Genomic DNA, 17,972 nt, shown 5'->3' on the forward strand with positions numbered 1-17,972 from the left:
ACATTTTTTATTTTGTGAGTTCACAGCGGATATATTTTTAGATTTTGAATCTTGAACAGTGTCTGCCAAAATAATTTATCGAACACATTGGTCTGAGATAAATGGACCCAGACTTGACGCGCATGGTGCGTGACCTTAGCTGCCACATGGAGTAATTTAAAACGGATCGTCCCGACCTGAGCGTGTTTAAGCTTTGTTGGTAAAACTAAGTTCTTCATGGCTTGCAGTATATTATAAGCGACCCCAGCTACCAGCATCCGGAACTCATTGGCCTCAAAACTAGAACTGTCCGTTTTATCAAAGTGAAAGCCACGTTTAACTTCTTTGATCAAGTCTTCCATGGAACCGCGTTGGTGATAGAGGGCAAAGACTTGTGGACCGCTTAATTCTTCCAAGTTGGTCACGATAAACTCATGGTCAAACAGAAAGTTGCCCGCCGGCCGCGTTGATTTAATAATCACACGATAAGGTCGTGACCAACTTTGAGGACAATAGTCTCGCAGGACATGCCATTGGACTTCAGCTTCGGTGAAGTCCTGGTCACCCACTTGGATCAGGTTTTCAGCCCGACTTTGGAGCTGGTAGTTCGCTTTTAAACGAATCACGAACTTAGCCTGCTTTTTATCACACGCATGGTAGATCCCTGGAGCTGCGAAACCAGAATCTCCTCGCACTAAGACATCCAGGGAAGATCCGTCATAGGCCCGTAAGCTCCGTAATAAAAATTTAGTCGCACCTTGGGAAGTAGATTGCCGGGGCGTAATTGAGCATTCAACAAGCAGCCCGATAAAGCATCAAAGGCTAGTAAAGGATGATAACCGTTGGTCTGGTAGTGACCGTTATAAGCACTCTTTTCTTGGTCACCAAACGTATCGGCATGTGTCGAATCTAGATCAAGGATCAGCTGATGTTGATTTAGCTGCCCAAGAACAAAGTGAGCTACCGAGCCGAGCAATGATTTGACTGAAAAGAGCCCAGACGCTGAAATGTGATTGATAAAGCGTGAAAGTGTCGGCTGGGAAGCGACCGCTTGAGACAAGACCAGCTTAAAATCAACGGCGTGTGACAAGGTATTAGCCGACTGATCTTGGCAGTATCCTGCCAGCAATTGCAACAGCAACTGCTTAAATAAATTGTTCAAGGGAAAGGTACAATATTTACGGTCATCTTTAAAATGCAAGTTATCTTCTAAGAGCTGGTCAAAGTGAATTTGGTGCAGAAATTCAGCAATTAATAAAGTTCCGGCATCGTTCGCTAACTCACCACCGTCATTAGAAATGTTGATCTGGTTATTGAATAAAAGTTTTTCATGATGTAAAGTTGACATAAGGAGCACTCCTGTTCTTTGTGGTTTTCATCGACTTTACAATAGCACAGGATGTGCTCTTTTTGTACACCCAACAGGTGAAAAACGAAAAAGATGCGAACTAGCATGACAACAACAAAAAGTAGTCCTTAAGGGAAAAGTATGAATAATTCAGGATAGCATAAATTCTTAAATGTTAACATACAAGGTATTATACTGCATATTTGGTAAAATTTAAAAATGGTTTTACTTTGACAGAATAATTATTAAGTATTTACGGCTAGACTACATATTTTAGCAACTAAGCTCTTTACTAAACATGATATAATGTGAAAGTATTGCATGATTTAAATGATTTGTTTACCTCTGATCTTGTAATGAATAAGCACATGGTTATTGCTAGATAAATTTTTTGATCGGAACACGCTGTAGAAAGGATGTCAAAATTAGCAATGTTTTATTGCCAAAAGTGTGGAAAAAAGAATGAATTAAATGAATTAAAAGAAGAGCGTTGTTCGTTTTGTGGAACTAAGCAAGAAGTCGGCTCAAGTGAAGTTGAGATGAAAAAGTGCAAGCGGTGTGACAAAGAAATCCCGGTCTCTTCCAACTATTGCTACTATTGCGGCCAAGATCAGGCAGAAATTTTATTAAAAAATTTGGACGAACCTGCTGAAAAGAAAGAAAAAATCGCAGAAAAAAAAGAAAAACAGGAGGTCCCGACGATCGACATCAGCGATCCCAAAAAATTAAAAGAGTTTATCAAGATGGCTGAAAAAGAAGGCATAGAGGTTCATGTCTTGGGCAAAAATGAATCATTACGGCCAGGTATTGTTCCTTCAACGAGACTGTTTCTAAAAGATTGGATCAATGTTAACAAAAGGATGGGACGTGCTGATTTTTGGTATGGGCTGTTAGGAACGTTTTTATTGTCGATCCCAGCTGGGATCATGATCAGCTTGCTTGCTTCCTTGTTCGCTTCTATGGGGTCAGGTTCAGTAGAAAATATTTATCTACTTGGTGTTGCAGCTTGGATAGCGTTTTTCTACGTTGCGCTATTAACGGCAGAAGTTAGACGTCTGCATGATATTGAATTGCCTGGTTACCTTGCACTTTTGCTCTTTATTCCAGGTGGTGATCTAATAGCATTTATTATCGCAGCGATGCCACAACGACGTACTAAATCAACATATACATTTGAAGATCCTAGGAAAAAGAATAAAAATAAGCATGACAAATAAAATGCCAGTCAACATTTTAACTAGTTTTGTGAACAAAGCCAACTTTCTTGGAAACAAAAGGAGCTAAGTATGATGGAAACTCGAAGATTGATACTGCGCCAATTTCAAAAAAAAGATTGGCAAGATGTATTGGAGTATGGTTCGCAAGAACAGGTGGCAAAACGAGCTAATTTTACTCCTTTGCGCACAAAAAGGGATGCCTTTTCTTTTGAAAGAGTTCTTTTCCGCGATGGGGTTTTAGCACTGGAAGAAAAAAGCTCAGCTAAAGTGATCGGTAATATTGGCGCTTTTGAAATCATCAAAGCCGATGGGCTAGTTGAAAAAAATGGCCGGGAAGTTGGATATGCTTTAAATCAAGATTTTTGGGGACAGGGCTTCATGACTGAAGCTTTAGCTGCGTTGTGCAAGTTGGAAAGAAGTAAAAAAACTAGTTTCTTACAGGCACGAGTATATGCAGATAATTTAGCATCTCAGAAAGTCTTGCAAAAAAATGGTTTTAAATTTCAGGGGGATAGAGAGGTTTTTGATGTTTTTCAATCGAACAAAAAAATCTTGGAGTTGTTTTATGTTAAGATGTTAGTTCAAAAGGAAGAAAGGTTTTGAGATAATGCAATTGACGAAAGGTTTTGAGCAAGCCGCATGTATCGTTGCTTTACTGGCCACACAAAAAAGGGACATTCCAGTTTCTTCGGGCGTCATTAATGAAACTTTAGGCGGATCTGCTACTTACTTGCATAAAATTATGCGCAAACTTGTGGTGGGTGGTTTGATCACATCTGTTTCTGGAAACAGCGGTGGTTTTTCATTAGCGAAAGAACCGGAAGATATTACGTTATTGGAGGTTTATCATGCGACTGAAGGACAGGTCGACACTTTCCCTGATCTTGGTTTTTTTGTGCGAGCCTTTAAGGACTTTCCTTCAATAGCTACTCAGGCTGATAGTGCGATCACGGATGTTTTCCATAAAGCTGATCGGCGGTGGTCTGATTATATTGAAAATGTGACTGTCCAAGATATTTTATGGCAGACCTTTAAGGTCGATCAGATACCTTTGGTTGATTGGAATAATTTGACTGAAGAAGATATCAATAAATTGAATTAAATTTTGCAGGATCGAACCTAAATATTTTAAGCAATAAAAGGAGTATGAAAATGACAGACAAGAAAGATAAAAACAAGAAGTATTATGGTGCTGATGCAGTGGTTGATAGTTTGATCAACCATGATGTTAAGTATGTTTTTGGAATACCTGGTGCGAAAATTGACCGTATCTTTGAAAAGCTTGATCATCCGACTGATAAAAATGCACCGCAATTTGTTTTGACACGACACGAACAAAATGCTGCTTTTATGGCGGCAGGGATTGGACGGATCACTGGACATCCTGGTGTTGTGATCACTACTTCAGGACCAGGGGCGTCTAATTTAGCTACGGGTTTGGCAACAGCGACTACAGAAGGTGACCCGGTCTTAGCTTTGTCTGGACAGGTGCAAAGAACTGACCTTTTGCGTCAGACTCATCAAAGTATGGATAATACTTCTGTATTTACGGGTATTACTAAGTATGATGCTGAAGTTCAAGACCCGGATAATATTTCGGAAGTTATCGCTAATGCTTATCAAGAAGCAGAAGCATCTAAACAGGGGGCAAGCTTTGTTTCGATCCCACAAGATGTGACGGATAGTGAAGTGAAGACTGATGTTTTGGCACCGATCCCTTCACCGATCTTAGGACCTGCCAGCCCGATCGAATCAACATTGTTAGCTGCGCGGATCAAAAAAGCTAAATTACCGGTCCTGTTGGTGGGGATGCGCGCTTCAGACCCACGTACCACCGATGCGATCCGCAACTTAGTGCGTGATACTCATTTGCCAGTCGTAGAAACTTTCCAGGGCGCTGGGATCATTTCACGTGAACTAGAAGACGACTTTTTTGGCCGAGTAGGTCTATTCCGCAACCAGCCAGGGGATAAACTTCTTAAAGAAAGTGATCTTGTGATAGCGATCGGATATGACCCAGTCGAGTATGAACCGCGTAACTGGAATACCAATCCTGATAGAAGTATCGTTGTGATAGATTCGATGCGTGCACAATTGGATAAAAACTTCCAACCGCAACGGGAGTTGGTCGGCGACATTTCACAGACTTTGGAGTTTTTATTACCATACATGAAAGGCTTTAATTTACCTGAACAGTCTCTGCCTTTCTTGGCAAAATTACGTGACCAATTGAAGTTAAGAGATGAGCCGCCAGCATTAGAGGACGGGCAAGTACGCTCCCATCCGCTCTCTGTGATCCATGCTTTACAAGCGCGGGTCTCGGATGAAATGACGGTCACTGTTGATGTCGGGAGTTTCTATATCTGGATGGCAAGACATTTCCGCAGTTACAATCCGCGTCATTTACTCTTCAGTAATGGGATGCAGACTTTAGGAGTCGCATTGCCATGGGCTATCTCAGCAGCTTTAGTTCGTCCCGAAACTAAGATCGTTTCAGTTTCTGGCGATGGTGGTTTCTTGTTTTCCGCCCAAGATCTTGAAACAGCGGTTCGGTTGCATTTAAATATTGTGCATATCATCTGGAACGATGGTAATTATGACATGGTAAAATTCCAAGAAGAAATGAAGTATGGCACTTCTGCCGCTGTCAAATTCGGGCCGGTAAACTTTGTCAAATATGCTGAAAGTTTTGGTGCGGCTGGATTAAGGGTCAATAAAGCGGCTGATTTAAGCAAAGTACTAGATCAGGCCTTTAAGACAGACGGTCCAGTTGTGGTTGACATTCCAGTCGACTATAGTTTTAACCAAGAACTTGGTAAGCAGTTATTGGACGATCAATTACGTTAGTCTGGAGAAAACATTTAACAGGTTATAAACAGTTTTAAGAGGGGGATTTATTTTGGTAAAAAATTATTCCAAATTATATCAACATGGCACATTAGCCACATTGGTTCCAGGTTTGTTTGAAGGGACTTTTCCTATCGGCAAGCTCTTAAAAAATGGAGATACGGGTATTGGGACAGCCACAGGGTTAGGCGGAGAGATGGTCGTTTTGGAAGGGACGCCATATTTGGTCAAAAGTGATGGTAAAATCGCTATTTTGCCTGACGAAACCATGGTCCCATTTGCGACTGTGCATTTTGACGATAAAAATGCAGAAAAAATCAAAGTCAATGACCTTAACGAGGCTGACTTAGGCGAAAAAATATTTCATAAAAATGCATTAGAAAATGTCTTTTTCGCTGTGAAGATCACGGGCAACTTTTCCCATGTTAAAACACGAGCCGTAGCTGCACAAAAACGACCTTATCCAACTTTGGCAGAAGTTGCAGATAAGCAGGCGATTTTTGAGGAGGATAATAGTCAAGGGACCGTGATCGGGTATTTTTCACCTGAACTTTTCCAAGGCATGGCTTCGGCCGGCTTTCACTTGCATTATTTGAATGATAACAAAACGATGGGTGGACATTTGCTTGACTTCACAGTCAGTGAAGGATCATTGGCTATTCAGCCTTTTGCTAGTGTGGAACAACATTTCCCTCTTGAAGATCAAGAATTTATGCAACATAATTTTGAATTGAGTAAAATGGATTCTGAAATCAGACATTCTGAATCTTAAGTTGATTTCATGGTGTTTAGCAGCCAATAATGTAGTTCAAAAATGCAAAATCAGTATAATACCTAAAATATTTTATTTGTTATTTAAACATTTTTAGTCTTATAATATGCAATATCGAAAAGAGGTCGCGGGTTTCAATAGTAAGATGACTTAGTTGGGAAAAAGACGGAGGTCATGTGAAAGGGGAGCCTGCCGAAGGTACCAGTGATTTTCCGCGCTGGTAGCTGGGGCCCTGCATAAGATGCTGGGAACTGTCGTGGAGGAATACTTCCACGGGGCGCTATCGAGATGTTATTTGCCGTTTTTACGGGATGATTATTGATAGGATATCGGGTGGCGCGGTTTTCGATTATGAAAACCGCGCCTTTTTGTTATTTTATTATTTTCTTGGTCGCCTCTTCGAATGAAAAATTTTATTTGGAGGGAACTATTTTGATGGAACAGGATGTTTCAAAGGGTCATGATGGTCAGCAGACAACTGAACCAAAAGAAGGAGCTAATGGAATTAAAAGGTCATTGAAAACAAGACATGTTTCGATGATTGCTTTAGGTGGTAGTATTGGGACTGGTTTATTTGTTGCCAGTGGTTCGGCGATCTCAACGGCCGGCCCCGGCGGTGCTTTGCTTGCATATGCCGGTATCGGTCTGATGGTGTATTTTTTGATGACATCTTTAGGTGAAATGGCAACCTATTTACCAGTGACTGGTTCTTTTGCGACATATGCAAGGCGGTTCGTAGATCCTGCAATGGGATTTGCGATGGGCTGGAATTATTGGTTTAACTGGGCGATCACACTCGCTGTTGATATTTCGACAGTGGGATTGGTTTTTAAGTTTTGGTTTCCGCATGTTCCAAGTTGGACTTTTAGTCTGGTTGTTTTAGTACTTATTTTCATTATCAATGCTTTATCAGTTAATTCTTTTGGAGAGGCTGAGTATTGGATGGCCTTGATCAAAGTAGTCACGGTCATAGTTTTCTTGGTGATCGGGTTTTTAACGATTTTTGGGATCATGGATGGTCATGCTGCTTACTTGGATAACTTTGTTTACAAGAAGGCTCCTTTTGTCGGCGGGATACCGTCAATACTTTCAGTCTTTGTTGTGGCTGGTTTCTCTTTCCAAGGAACGGAATTGATCGGTATTACTGCCGGTGAATCTGAGAATCCGGGAGAAAGTATTCCTAAGGCAGTTAAGCAGGTCTTTTGGCGGATCATCTTGTTTTATATCCTGTCAATTTTTGTTATTGCGGCTTTAATCCCGTATACAAGTCCTAATTTATTAGGTTCTGATGCAGCCGATGTTACGATCAGTCCATTTACGTTAGTTTTTCGTCGTGCTGGACTGGCTGCTGCAGCAGGGGTCATGAATGCCGTTATCTTAACGTCTGTGTTATCTGCTGCAAATTCAGGGATGTATGCTTCAACCAGAATGTTGTTTTCTTTAGGGGTTTCAGGTAATGCACCGAAGATCTTTAAGCGGGTCAATACACGCGGCATACCAATGCCTGCTTTGATAGGAACGGCCGCTGTTGGGCTGATCACATTTTCGACAAGTATTTTTGGAGATCATATTTATAATTTTCTTGTTAGTGCTAGTGGACTAAGCGGTTTTATTGCTTGGGTCGGGATAGCATTATCACATTACCGTTTTAGAAGAGCATTTAAGGCCCAGGGACATGATCTGTCTGAGTTGCAATATCATGCAAAATGGTTCCCGCTTGGGCCAATTTTGGCGCTGGTCTTATGTATACTGGTGATCATTGGGCAAGACCTGCATTCTTTTGCCGATTTTGACTGGCAAGCAATTTTATTTTCATATATGTCAGTACCCTTGTTTTTAGTTTTATATATTTACTATAAAGTCAAGCATAAGACTAAACTGATCCCGTTAGAGGAAGTTGATTTGACACCGCATGATATGAATGCCGAAAAAAAAGCTAAGAAAGCTTGAACTTTTTCAAACTTTCGCTTATATTTAAGTTAATCAAATAAATAAACGTCAAGGTACATCTTAAGTAGGTATTAAAGAGACACAGTGGTTGGTGGAAACTGTGAAGCTGAAATTCCAATGTATTTTTCGATGGGCAGGTAATGCTGCACGGGAGACCGTTATTTTGTAGAGTGCGAATTTAATATTCGAACTTGGGTGGTACCGCGAAAAGCAAGTCTTTCGTCCCAATTAGTGGGATGGAAGGCTTGCTTTTTTTAACGTCAAAAAAATCTTGGTGAATGGTTATTTATCAAGAACGATCAGGTAAATCAAGGAGGAATTGTAATGTTAGATGTTAAAATGATCAGGCAGGATCCAGATGAATTCAAGCGCCGTTTGGGGACACGTGGAGTTGCTCCTGAAGAGATCGATGCTTTATTAGCGGAAGATAAGAAGCGTAGAGAATTATTGAGCCAAGCTGAACAGTTAAAGAGTCAACGTAATGATGTTTCGGGCCAGATAGCTTTGGCCAAACGTAATAAAGAAGATGCTTCGGATGCAATCGCGAAAATGCGCCAAGTGGGACAAAAAATCAAGGAATTAGATGAACAAGCAAATCATGCTGTTGAAGTGGTCAATGATATGGCAGCTCGTTTGCCTAACTTGCCTAACGAAACTATTCCTGTTGGTCCTGATGAGAGTGCCAACGTTGAATTACGTAAGGTGGGGACACCGCGTAAATTTGCTTTCGAACCAAAGGCCCATTGGGATCTTGGTGAAGAACTAGATATTTTAGATTTTGAACGAGGTGCCAAAGTTTCAGGAGCACGTTTTGTTTACTATAAAGGTTTAGGTGCAAAATTAGAACGTGCTTTGTATAATTTTATGCTGGATGAGCATGAAAAAGAAGGATATACGGAAATGATCACTCCATACATCGTTAATGATGAATCAATGTTTGGAACTGGTCAATTTCCTAAGTTTAAAGAAGATGTTTATCAGATACAGGGACAAAATATGACGATGATCCCTACTGCCGAAGTACCTTTGACTAACTATTATCGTGGTGAAGTGATTCCTGCTGAAAAGTTGCCTGTTTATGTGACAGCTTTAAGTCCATCATTCCGTTCAGAGGCAGGCAGTGCTGGGCGTGATACTCGTGGATTGATCCGGATGCATCAATTTAATAAGGTTGAAATGGTCAAGTATACCAAACCAGAAGATTCATATGATGAATTGGAGAAAATGACAGCTAATGCCGGCAGTATTATGGAAAAACTTGGTTTACCATACCATGTGATCACTTTGTCCACTGGAGATATGGGCTTTAGTGCTGCGATGACACATGATCTAGAGGTTTGGATGCCTGCTCAAAACACTTATCGTGAAATTTCGAGTTGTTCTAATACTGAAGATTTTCAAGCAAGGCGAGCACATATTCAGTATCGTGATGAAAATGGCAAATTAAGATTTGTGCATACTTTAAACGGTTCTGGACTTGCAGTAGGTCGGACAGTAGCTGCTGTTTTAGAAAACTATCAAAATGAAGATGGCTCAGTTACGATCCCAGAAGTTCTTCGCCCATATATGCATGGCGTTGAAAAAATCACTAAATAATTTTTATGGCTGCTTAATGAATAGGAAAGTTATTTCTGTTTATTAAACAGCTTTTTTAGATAAAAATTATGTCTTAAAGCTGAAAGCTGAGTAAGAAATAATTTTTATAATCGTTAATACGAACGATGCAACTATTCACAGTGTATTTTAAAGTAAAATATAACATTTTAGTTGGTTGGATAGGTTAAAATTCGTGATTTAAATGTTGATCAAAATAATTTAAAAAAAGTGTTGACGGCAGGCGAACTGGTTGGTATGATTATATTTGTTGTTTGAAAGACAGGTGCTGTTTTTTACCGGTACTTTCAATAAAACAAAAATTTATCTTGACATTGTTTAGATAAATCGGTATACTTTAAAAGTTGTCTTTGTTTTTGAAAGAAAACTTCATTTAAAAAAAGTTGTTGACATTTGGAAACAATCAATGGTATACTTAGAAAGCTAATTGTAATTGTTAGTAGATCTTTGAAAACTGAACAAAGTTTCGACAAATCAAATGTGTGAGGTCGCTTATCTTAACGATAAGTGCAAACAACATTTGCGAAGTCAATTCGCTAGTAAAATTTATGAGTCACAAACTTTAAAATGAGAGTTTGATCCTGGCTCAGGACGAACGCTGGCGGCGTGCCTAATACATGCAAGTCGAACGCAATCTTTGACTAATGAGTGCTTGCACTCAGCGGTCAAAGTGCGAGTGGCGAACGGGTGAGTAACACGTGGGCAATCTGCCCAAAAGTGGGGGATAACACTTGGAAACAGGTGCTAATACCGCATCAACCGGCTGACCGCATGGTCGGCCGGGCAAAGACGGCGTCAGCTGTCGCTTTTGGATGAGCCCGCGGCGTATTAACTAGTTGGTAAGGTAACGGCTTACCAAGGTGATGATACGTAGCCGAACTGAGAGGTTGATCGGCCACATTGGGACTGAGACACGGCCCAAACTCCTACGGGAGGCAGCAGTAGGGAATCTTCCACAATGGACGCAAGTCTGATGGAGCAACGCCGCGTGTATGAAGAAGGTCTTCGGATCGTAAAATACTGTTGTCAGAGAAGAACACGTGATAGAGTAACTGCTATGACGCTGACGGTATCTGACCAGCAAGTCACGGCTAACTACGTGCCAGCAGCCGCGGTAATACGTAGGTGGCAAGCGTTGTCCGGATTTATTGGGCGTAAAGGGAACGCAGGCGGTCTTTTAAGTCTGATGTGAAAGCCTTCGGCTTAACCGGAGAAGTGCATTGGAAACTGGAAGACTTGAGTGCAGAAGAGGAGAGTGGAACTCCATGTGTAGCGGTGAAATGCGTAGATATATGGAAGAACACCAGTGGCGAAAGCGGCTCTCTGGTCTGTAACTGACGCTGAGGTTCGAAAGCGTGGGGAGCGAACAGGATTAGATACCCTGGTAGTCCACGCTGTAAACGATGAATGCTAGGTGTTGGAGGGTTTCCGCCCTTCGGTGCCGCAGCTAACGCACTAAGCATTCCGCCTGGGGAGTACGATCGCAAGATTGAAACTCAAAGGAATTGACGGGGGCCCGCACAAGCGGTGGAGCATGTGGTTTAATTCGAAGCAACGCGAAGAACCTTACCAGGTCTTGACATCTTTTGACCATCTGAGAGATCAGAAATTCCCTTCGGGGACAAAATGACAGGTGGTGCATGGCTGTCGTCAGCTCGTGTCGTGAGATGTTGGGTTAAGTCCCGCAACGAGCGCAACCCTTATTGTCAGTTGCCAGCATTCAGTTGGGCACTCTGGCGAGACTGCCGGTGACAAACCGGAGGAAGGTGGGGATGACGTCAAGTCATCATGCCCCTTATGACCTGGGCTACACACGTGCTACAATGGACGATACAACGAGTCGCGAGACCGCGAGGTTTAGCTAATCTCTGAAAGTCGTTCTCAGTTCGGATCGTAGGCTGCAACTCGCCTACGTGAAGTCGGAATCGCTAGTAATCGCGGATCAGCATGCCGCGGTGAATACGTTCCCGGGCCTTGTACACACCGCCCGTCACACCATGAGAGTTTGTAACACCCAAAGCCGGTGCGGTAACCATTTTGGAGCCAGCCGTCTAAGGTGGGACAGATGATTGGGGTGAAGTCGTAACAAGGTAGCCGTAGGAGAACCTGCGGCTGGATCACCTCCTTTCTAAGGAAAATTACGGAAACTCACACGATTTGTTACATGAAACTTTGTTTGGTTTTGAGAGGTCTACTCTCAGATCCGTTCTTTGAAAACTGAATAACATTTATTTCTTGATCAATAATTTTATTAAACCGAGAACACCGCGTTTGAAAGAGTTTCAAACAAGAATTCAATTATTAAGTATTAAACGCAAACTCATGACCCATTTATCTTTGATAAATGAGAGGTTAAGTTAGGAAGGGCGCATGGTGGATGCCTTGGCACTAGGAGTCGATGAAGGACGTGACTAACTGCGATATGCTTCGGGAAGCTGTAAGTAAGCAATGACCCGGAGATCTCCGAATGGGGCAACCCAATGACTGTAACGAGTTATTATCGCCGGCTGAATACATAGGCCGGTGGAAGACAGACGCAGGGAACTGAAACATCTAAGTACCTGCAGGAAAATAAAGAAATTTCGATTCCCTCAGTAGCGGCGAGCGAACGGGGAACAGCCCAAACCAAGAAGCTTGCTTCTTGGGGTTGTAGGACTGGACATTTGAGTTACCAAGAAAAACTGTAGTCAAACGGCCTGGGAAGGCCGGCTAGAAAGGGTGACAGCCCCGTAGACGAAACAGTTTTTCCTCAGTCCAGGATCCTGAGTACGGCGGAGCACGTGAAACTCCGTCGGAATCCGGGAGGACCATCTCCCAAGGCTAAATACTACCTAGTGACCGATAGTGGACCAGTACCGTGAGGGAAAGGTGAAAAGCACCCCGGGAGGGGAGTGAAACAGTTCCTGAAACCATGTGCCTACAAGTAGTCAGAGCCCGTTAAGGGGTGATGGCGTGCCTTTTGTAGAATGAACCGGCGAGTTACGTTAACGTGCCAGGTTAAGGTGGAAAGACCGGAGCCGCAGCGAAAGCGAGTCTGAACAGGGCGCACGAGTACGTTGACGTAGACCCGAAACCAAGTGACCTACCCATGTCCAGGTTGAAAGTGCGGTAAAACGCACCGGAGGACCGAACCCGTGTATGTTGAAAAATGCTGGGATGAGGTGTGGGTAGCGGTGAAATTCCAAACGAACTTGGAGATAGCTGGTTCTCTCCGAAATAGCTTTAGGGCTAGCCTCGGAAGTTAAGGATCGTGGAGGTAGAGCACTGTTTGGACTAGGGGCCCGTCTTGGGTTACTGAATTCAGATAAACTCCGAATGCCACTGATCTTGTTCCGGGAGTCAGACTGCGAGTGATAAGATCCGTAGTCGAAAGGGAAACAGCCCAGACCACCAATTAAGGTCCCTAAATATGTGTTAAGTGGAAAAGGATGTGGGATCGCACAGACAACTAGGATGTTGGCTCAGAAGCAGCCACCATTCAAAGAGTGCGTAATAGCTCACTAGTCGAGTGATCCTGCGCCGAAAATGTAACGGGGCTAAACACATTACCGAAATTGTGGATCCGACCGTCAGGTCGGGTGGTAGGAGAGCGTTCTAAGGGCGAAGAAGCCGGACCGTCAGGACCGGTGGAGCGCTTAGAAGTGAGAATGCCGGTATGAGTAGCGCAAGGTCAGTGAGAATCTGACCCACCGTATGACTAAGGTTTCCTGGGGAAGGCTCGTCCTCCCAGGGTTAGTCGGGACCTAAGCCGAGGCCGCAAGGCGTAGGCGATGGACAACAGGTGGAGATTCCTGTACTGATCAGATCTGTTTGAGCAATGGAGGGACGCAGGAGGCTAACGGAGCGTGCAGCTGGAATTGCACGTCCAAGCAGCGAGTCGCAAAACGAGTGAAAGGCTTGTTTTGGTGGTAGATGAGCTGTGATGGGGAGCGAAATTTAAGTAGCGAAGGAAGTCATGTCACACTGCCGAGAAAAGCTTCTAGTGAGGATCTGATCACCCGTACCGCAAACCGACACAGGTAGTCGAGGAGAGTATCCTCAGGTGAGCGAGTGAACTCTCGTTAAGGAACTCGGCAAAATGACCCCGTAACTTCGGGAGAAGGGGTGCTGGTCGACAGACCAGCCGCAGTGAATAGGCCCAGGCGACTGTTTATCAAAAACACAGGTTTCTGCAAAATCGTAAGATGACGTATAGGGGCTGACGCCTGCCCGGTGCTGGAAGGTTAAGAGGATGAGTTAGCGCAAGCGAAGCTCAGAATCGAAGCCCCAGTAAACGGCGGCCGTAACTATAACGGTCCTAAGGTAGCGAAATTCCTTGTCGGGTAAGTTCCGACCCGCACGAAAGGCGTAACGATCTGGGCACTGTCTCAACGAGAGACTCGGTGAAATTATAATACCCGTGAAGATGCGGGTTACCCGCGACAGGACGGAAAGACCCCATGGAGCTTTACTGTAGCTTGATATTGGGTGTTCGTGCAACTTGTACAGGATAGGTAGGAGCCGTAGAAAACGGGACGCTAGTCTCGTTGGAGGCAGTGGTGGGATACTACCCTCGTTGTATGAACACTCTAACCCGCGCCGGTTGATCCCGGCGGGAGACAGTGTCTGGTAGGCAGTTTGACTGGGGCGGTCGCCTCCCAAAAGGTAACGGAGGCGCCCAAAGGTTCCCTCAGAATGGTTGGAAATCATTCGCAGAGTGTAAAGGCAGAAGGGAGCTTGACTGTGAGACTTACAAGTCGAGCAGGGACGAAAGTCGGGCTTAGTGATCCGGTGGTTCCGTATGGAAGGGCCATCGCTCAACGGATAAAAGCTACCCTGGGGATAACAGGCTTATCTCCCCCAAGAGTCCACATCGACGGGGAGGTTTGGCACCTCGATGTCGGCTCATCGCATCCTGGGGCTGTAGTCGGTCCCAAGGGTTGGGCTGTTCGCCCATTAAAGCGGTACGCGAGCTGGGTTCAGAACGTCGTGAGACAGTTCGGTCCCTATCCGTCGCGGGCGTAGGAAATTTGCGAGGATCTGTCCTTAGTACGAGAGGACCGGGATGGACACACCGCTGGTGTACCAGTTGTCTTGCCCAAGGCAGCGCTGGGTAGCTAAGTGTGGATGAGATAAACGCTGAAAGCATCTAAGTGCGAAACTCGCCTCAAGATCAGATTTCCCATTCCTTTATGGAAGTAAGACCCCTGAGAGATGATCAGGTAGATAGGATGGAAGTGGAAGTGCCGTGAGGCATGGAGCGGACCATTACTAATCGGTCGAGGACTTAACCAACGAGTCGCGTGAGTGGGCTCGGTCAGATAAAAGCAGCAAGAAATGAATGTTAGTCAGTTTTGAGGGAATGGATCTCTCAAAGAAAAAAACAGAAGTGCGGTGGCGATAGCACGAAGGCTACACCTGTTCCCATGCCGAACACAGCAGTTAAGCTTCGTCACGCCAAGAGTAGTTGGGGGATCGCCCCCTGTGAGGGTAGGTAGCTGTCGCGCTAATTTTTCAGATACTGAGTTTTCTCAGTATCTTTTTTGCGGAAGTAGTTCAGTGGTAGAACATCACCTTGCCATGGTGGGGGTCGCGGGTTCGAATCCCGTCTTCCGCTTCGCTAGAGTTTCAGTGAAGTTACCTAATAATGATTTATGCACCCATAGCGCAATTGGATAGAGTGTCTGACTACGAATCAGAAGGTTGTAGGTTCGACTCCTACTGGTGCATTTTTGTTAGTAAAGAATATACAAATAAGAAGTTCCAAGTTTATTGTGGCACGTTTGAAGCGTGCTTAATTAAGCTTGGAACTTCTTTTGTTGAGTGTTGTTATAAATTTCTAACTATATATTAGTTTCTTTGTTTTCTTTTTACAGCGACTGGTTGCGCTATAGAGTGTTTTATGGGAAATATTTAGTTTATTTGCAATAGTCTCTTTCGAGTAGGGGTTTGGATTACAATACATTTGCATGACTTGATTTTCTAAACTTGAAAGAACTTTTGGCAACCTAGCTATATCTGCTTCAAGCAAAACTTGTCTGTCTGGTGTTAAATTTGTACGATCCGGTCCAAGGTAACCACTACCTTTTTCGGTTATTAAGGATTCAAACGAATTAGCCAAAAGGTCAAAGTGACGCTTTTTTGCGGCTTGATTACGCAATAGTGTACGAAAATAATTAGACAAGTTTGCTTTAAAAAAAGAGCCGAAAGGTACGTTTCGATCCAGCTCGAAATTTTGAACACTCTGATAACAGATCACCATTGCCTCAACTTTCAAGTCATCAAAATCATAATAACGAAACTTGAAGGCGCTGATCGTTGAGATGACTAACGGATGGTATTTTTGAAAAAGTATCAGTAATGATAAACTTTCAGGGTCCGCTAAAATGTCTGTAATAAGTTCAAGATCATTGGCAACATAATTCTTGTTTTTGGTCATACTAATACCTCTTATCCTTATGAATTTGTGATTCAGTATTAAGTTTGACACAAAATGCAAAATTCTAAAATAAAGCGCTTTATTTTGCACAGAAAAATTTACGAATTTTATCAAAAAAACGAAAAAAAAGAGAAACTGTTAAGAACAGTTTCCCACAACTTCAATAAGCCACTTGCCGGATTTGAACCGGCGACCCCCACCTTACCATGGTGATGCTCTACCTGCTGAGCTAAAGTGGCATGCAATTATCAGTACTTAAATAGTATATTATATACATTTAATAATTGCAATACTTAAAGGAAAAATGATAGTGTCAACTTTGTGTGGGTAAATTTTTAAAGGGCTTGTTCCTCTGCTTTTTGTAATTGCTCTATTTATTTTTAGTCCAATGCTGTGCTTGAATTGAGCGTCTTTGAACTACCAGCCAACTTGCAGACCATGTTGCCACAAACTCCGATGTCCTCGCAAATGCCCACTGAACGCAGCTTGTGCTTGTTCATAATACTTATTTTTAATGTTTTTTCTGACATTCAAACGCCGGTCGAACTGGCTGATTTTTTCTTGCTTGAGCGCTTTTAGCTGTTCTGCTTGTAAGAAATTGGTGATATTGCCGCCATTCAGCTGAAAGATCCGTGTTCGGGCGACACTTTGCGCACCCACTAAACTCCAACCTTGCGGGCGTGAACTCAAGCGCCGGGACAGATAATGACTGATATGGCCCTCAGCCGAACAGCCATGATAATCCTCTAAGCGGTTATCGCAAATCGCTGCGGCATTGTTGGTCAGATATTTAGCGGCTTGTTTCAAGCTGTGACATTGGCTGACAGTTACCGTTGGGTCACTAAAACGGACCCTAAAGTAATCCTGGATAAAATTAGTTTGTCCAGCTAAAGCCCAATGGTATAAAGTCCGGTCCAGACCAGCGATCCCTACGGAAGCTTTTTTACAATATTTACGTAAGTGAAACCGATCCAAAATGAACGTGCAGTGCGGAATAAAGTCGGCTCCGTGCTTGATCCATTGAGCACCGTCACCGCTTAAATAAACTTTTTCTGGCCGATAGTTGGTCTCTATATAATCTAGAACTTCTGTCCATAATTCTTCGTTGTCTTTGCCCGGATAGTTACCCGTAAAGTAATGCGCTTTGATCAGTGGATGGCGCGGATCAGTTACGTCATAACCTTCATGAACATAAACTAGTTTCATGAAACGATTAGTACTGTCCTGATAAGCAACATGATCTTCGTCAGCTTCAATAAATAGCGTTTGGATCGGTTTGGGGGCGGGCTTCTCAGTCACAGAAGGCTCATTGGGCAGTTGTTGACCTTCACGGTGAACAATGTTCATGACTGCTGTTTTAGAGTGGATCCCCAAATGGGGGATCATCGTGAGCGCTTCTTGGTAAGTATGTCCAGCAACATTTTCTAAGATCTGCGCTTTGACTCCCAGCGTCATCCGGCTATATTTTTGCCAGCCTAAGACTTTATCCAACAAAAAGAAATACGCCCGGGTTTCTTTATTTTGATAATATGTCCGCTTCACTGTGAGATCACCGTACAAAGTCGACTTAGTCGTTTCACGGATCGCTTTGATCGCAAATTTATCCTTGCGGATCTCAGACTCCTTAAACTGCCGGTCGGCTTCTTCTAAAAAGACCCTGATCAAGTTTAGGCATAGTTTTCTCCCTGCGGCCATTGTATTTTCGATCCAGTCATCAAAGGCAAGATCTTGGTACAGAACTTTTTCACCATTTTTTGTAAAATTCGCCCACATTTGTTCGCTCATCTGTTGTAAAATATTCATTGGGAAATAACTCTCTCTTTCATT

General features: G+C 43.3%; 9 protein-coding genes, 3 tRNA genes, 3 rRNA genes, 1 pseudogene and 1 riboswitch. Of the genes and pseudogenes, 12 read left to right on the plus strand and 4 right to left on the minus strand.

Annotated elements, in window-relative coordinates; all coding sequences use genetic code 11:
- Positions 1-20 precede the first annotated feature (20 nt).
- A pseudogene (locus BQ5903_RS12565) lies at positions 21-1,327 on the minus strand (IS1380 family transposase).
- A gap of 416 nt (positions 1,328-1,743) precedes the next feature.
- Here BQ5903_RS12565 and BQ5903_RS03450 point away from each other — a divergent pair.
- From BQ5903_RS03450 to BQ5903_RS03505, 12 genes are all read left to right on the plus strand, one after another.
- Complete coding sequence (locus BQ5903_RS03450; RefSeq protein WP_231920914.1) at positions 1,744-2,544, plus strand: zinc-ribbon domain-containing protein; 801 nt, start codon at positions 1,744-1,746, stop codon at positions 2,542-2,544.
- Positions 2,545-2,613: 69 nt separating this feature from the next.
- Positions 2,614-3,147, plus strand: coding sequence for a GNAT family N-acetyltransferase (locus BQ5903_RS03455; protein ID WP_079578860.1), 534 nt, complete (start codon positions 2,614-2,616; stop codon positions 3,145-3,147).
- Between the two features lie 4 nt (positions 3,148-3,151).
- On the plus strand, positions 3,152-3,646 hold the full coding sequence (locus BQ5903_RS03460) for an Rrf2 family transcriptional regulator (RefSeq protein ID WP_010499587.1): 495 nt from the start codon (positions 3,152-3,154) through the stop codon (positions 3,644-3,646).
- Between the two features lie 50 nt (positions 3,647-3,696).
- A complete protein-coding gene (gene alsS, locus BQ5903_RS03465) occupies positions 3,697-5,391 on the plus strand; it encodes an acetolactate synthase AlsS (RefSeq protein ID WP_010499588.1) in 1,695 nt (564 codons plus the stop codon).
- Between the two features lie 52 nt (positions 5,392-5,443).
- On the plus strand, positions 5,444-6,163 hold the full coding sequence (gene budA, locus BQ5903_RS03470; RefSeq protein ID WP_079578862.1) for an acetolactate decarboxylase: 720 nt from the start codon (positions 5,444-5,446) through the stop codon (positions 6,161-6,163).
- A 110-nt stretch (positions 6,164-6,273) separates the two neighbouring features.
- Positions 6,274-6,454, plus strand: a riboswitch (Lysine riboswitch).
- A 144-nt stretch (positions 6,455-6,598) separates the two neighbouring features.
- A complete protein-coding gene (locus tag BQ5903_RS03475; protein ID WP_079579649.1) occupies positions 6,599-8,113 on the plus strand; it encodes an amino acid permease in 1,515 nt (504 codons plus the stop codon).
- 324 nt (positions 8,114-8,437) lie between these two features.
- Positions 8,438-9,709, plus strand: a complete 1,272-nt coding sequence (gene serS / locus BQ5903_RS03480; protein WP_010499601.1) for a serine--tRNA ligase — start codon at positions 8,438-8,440, stop codon at positions 9,707-9,709.
- A gap of 581 nt (positions 9,710-10,290) precedes the next feature.
- Positions 10,291-11,855, plus strand: a 16S ribosomal RNA gene (locus BQ5903_RS03485).
- A 222-nt stretch (positions 11,856-12,077) separates the two neighbouring features.
- Positions 12,078-15,001 (plus strand): 23S ribosomal RNA (locus BQ5903_RS03490).
- A 95-nt stretch (positions 15,002-15,096) separates the two neighbouring features.
- Positions 15,097-15,213 (plus strand): 5S ribosomal RNA (rrf, locus tag BQ5903_RS03495).
- The 16S, 23S and 5S rRNA genes sit together here with 2 tRNA genes alongside, the layout of an rRNA operon.
- A 38-nt stretch (positions 15,214-15,251) precedes the next feature.
- A tRNA-Gly gene (locus tag BQ5903_RS03500) sits at positions 15,252-15,323 on the plus strand.
- A gap of 38 nt (positions 15,324-15,361) precedes the next feature.
- A tRNA-Arg gene (locus BQ5903_RS03505) sits at positions 15,362-15,436 on the plus strand.
- A gap of 109 nt (positions 15,437-15,545) precedes the next feature.
- On the opposite strand, the gene BQ5903_RS03510 is transcribed toward BQ5903_RS03505, so the two are convergent.
- From BQ5903_RS03510 to BQ5903_RS03520, 3 genes are all read right to left on the minus strand, one after another.
- Positions 15,546-16,145: a sigma-70 family RNA polymerase sigma factor gene (locus BQ5903_RS03510; protein WP_010496666.1), complete on the minus strand. Its 600-nt coding sequence runs from the start codon at positions 16,143-16,145 to the stop codon at positions 15,546-15,548.
- A 166-nt stretch (positions 16,146-16,311) separates the two neighbouring features.
- Positions 16,312-16,384, minus strand: a tRNA-Thr gene (locus tag BQ5903_RS03515).
- Positions 16,385-16,562: 178 nt separating this feature from the next.
- Positions 16,563-17,948, minus strand: coding sequence for an ISLre2 family transposase (locus BQ5903_RS03520; protein ID WP_079578614.1), 1,386 nt, complete (start codon positions 17,946-17,948; stop codon positions 16,563-16,565).
- Between the last annotated feature and the right edge of the window lie 24 nt (positions 17,949-17,972).

Origin of the sequence: Ligilactobacillus acidipiscis, from assembly GCF_900116935.1 — a bacterium.
GTDB classification, from domain to species: Bacteria; Bacillota; Bacilli; order Lactobacillales; family Lactobacillaceae; genus Ligilactobacillus; species Ligilactobacillus acidipiscis.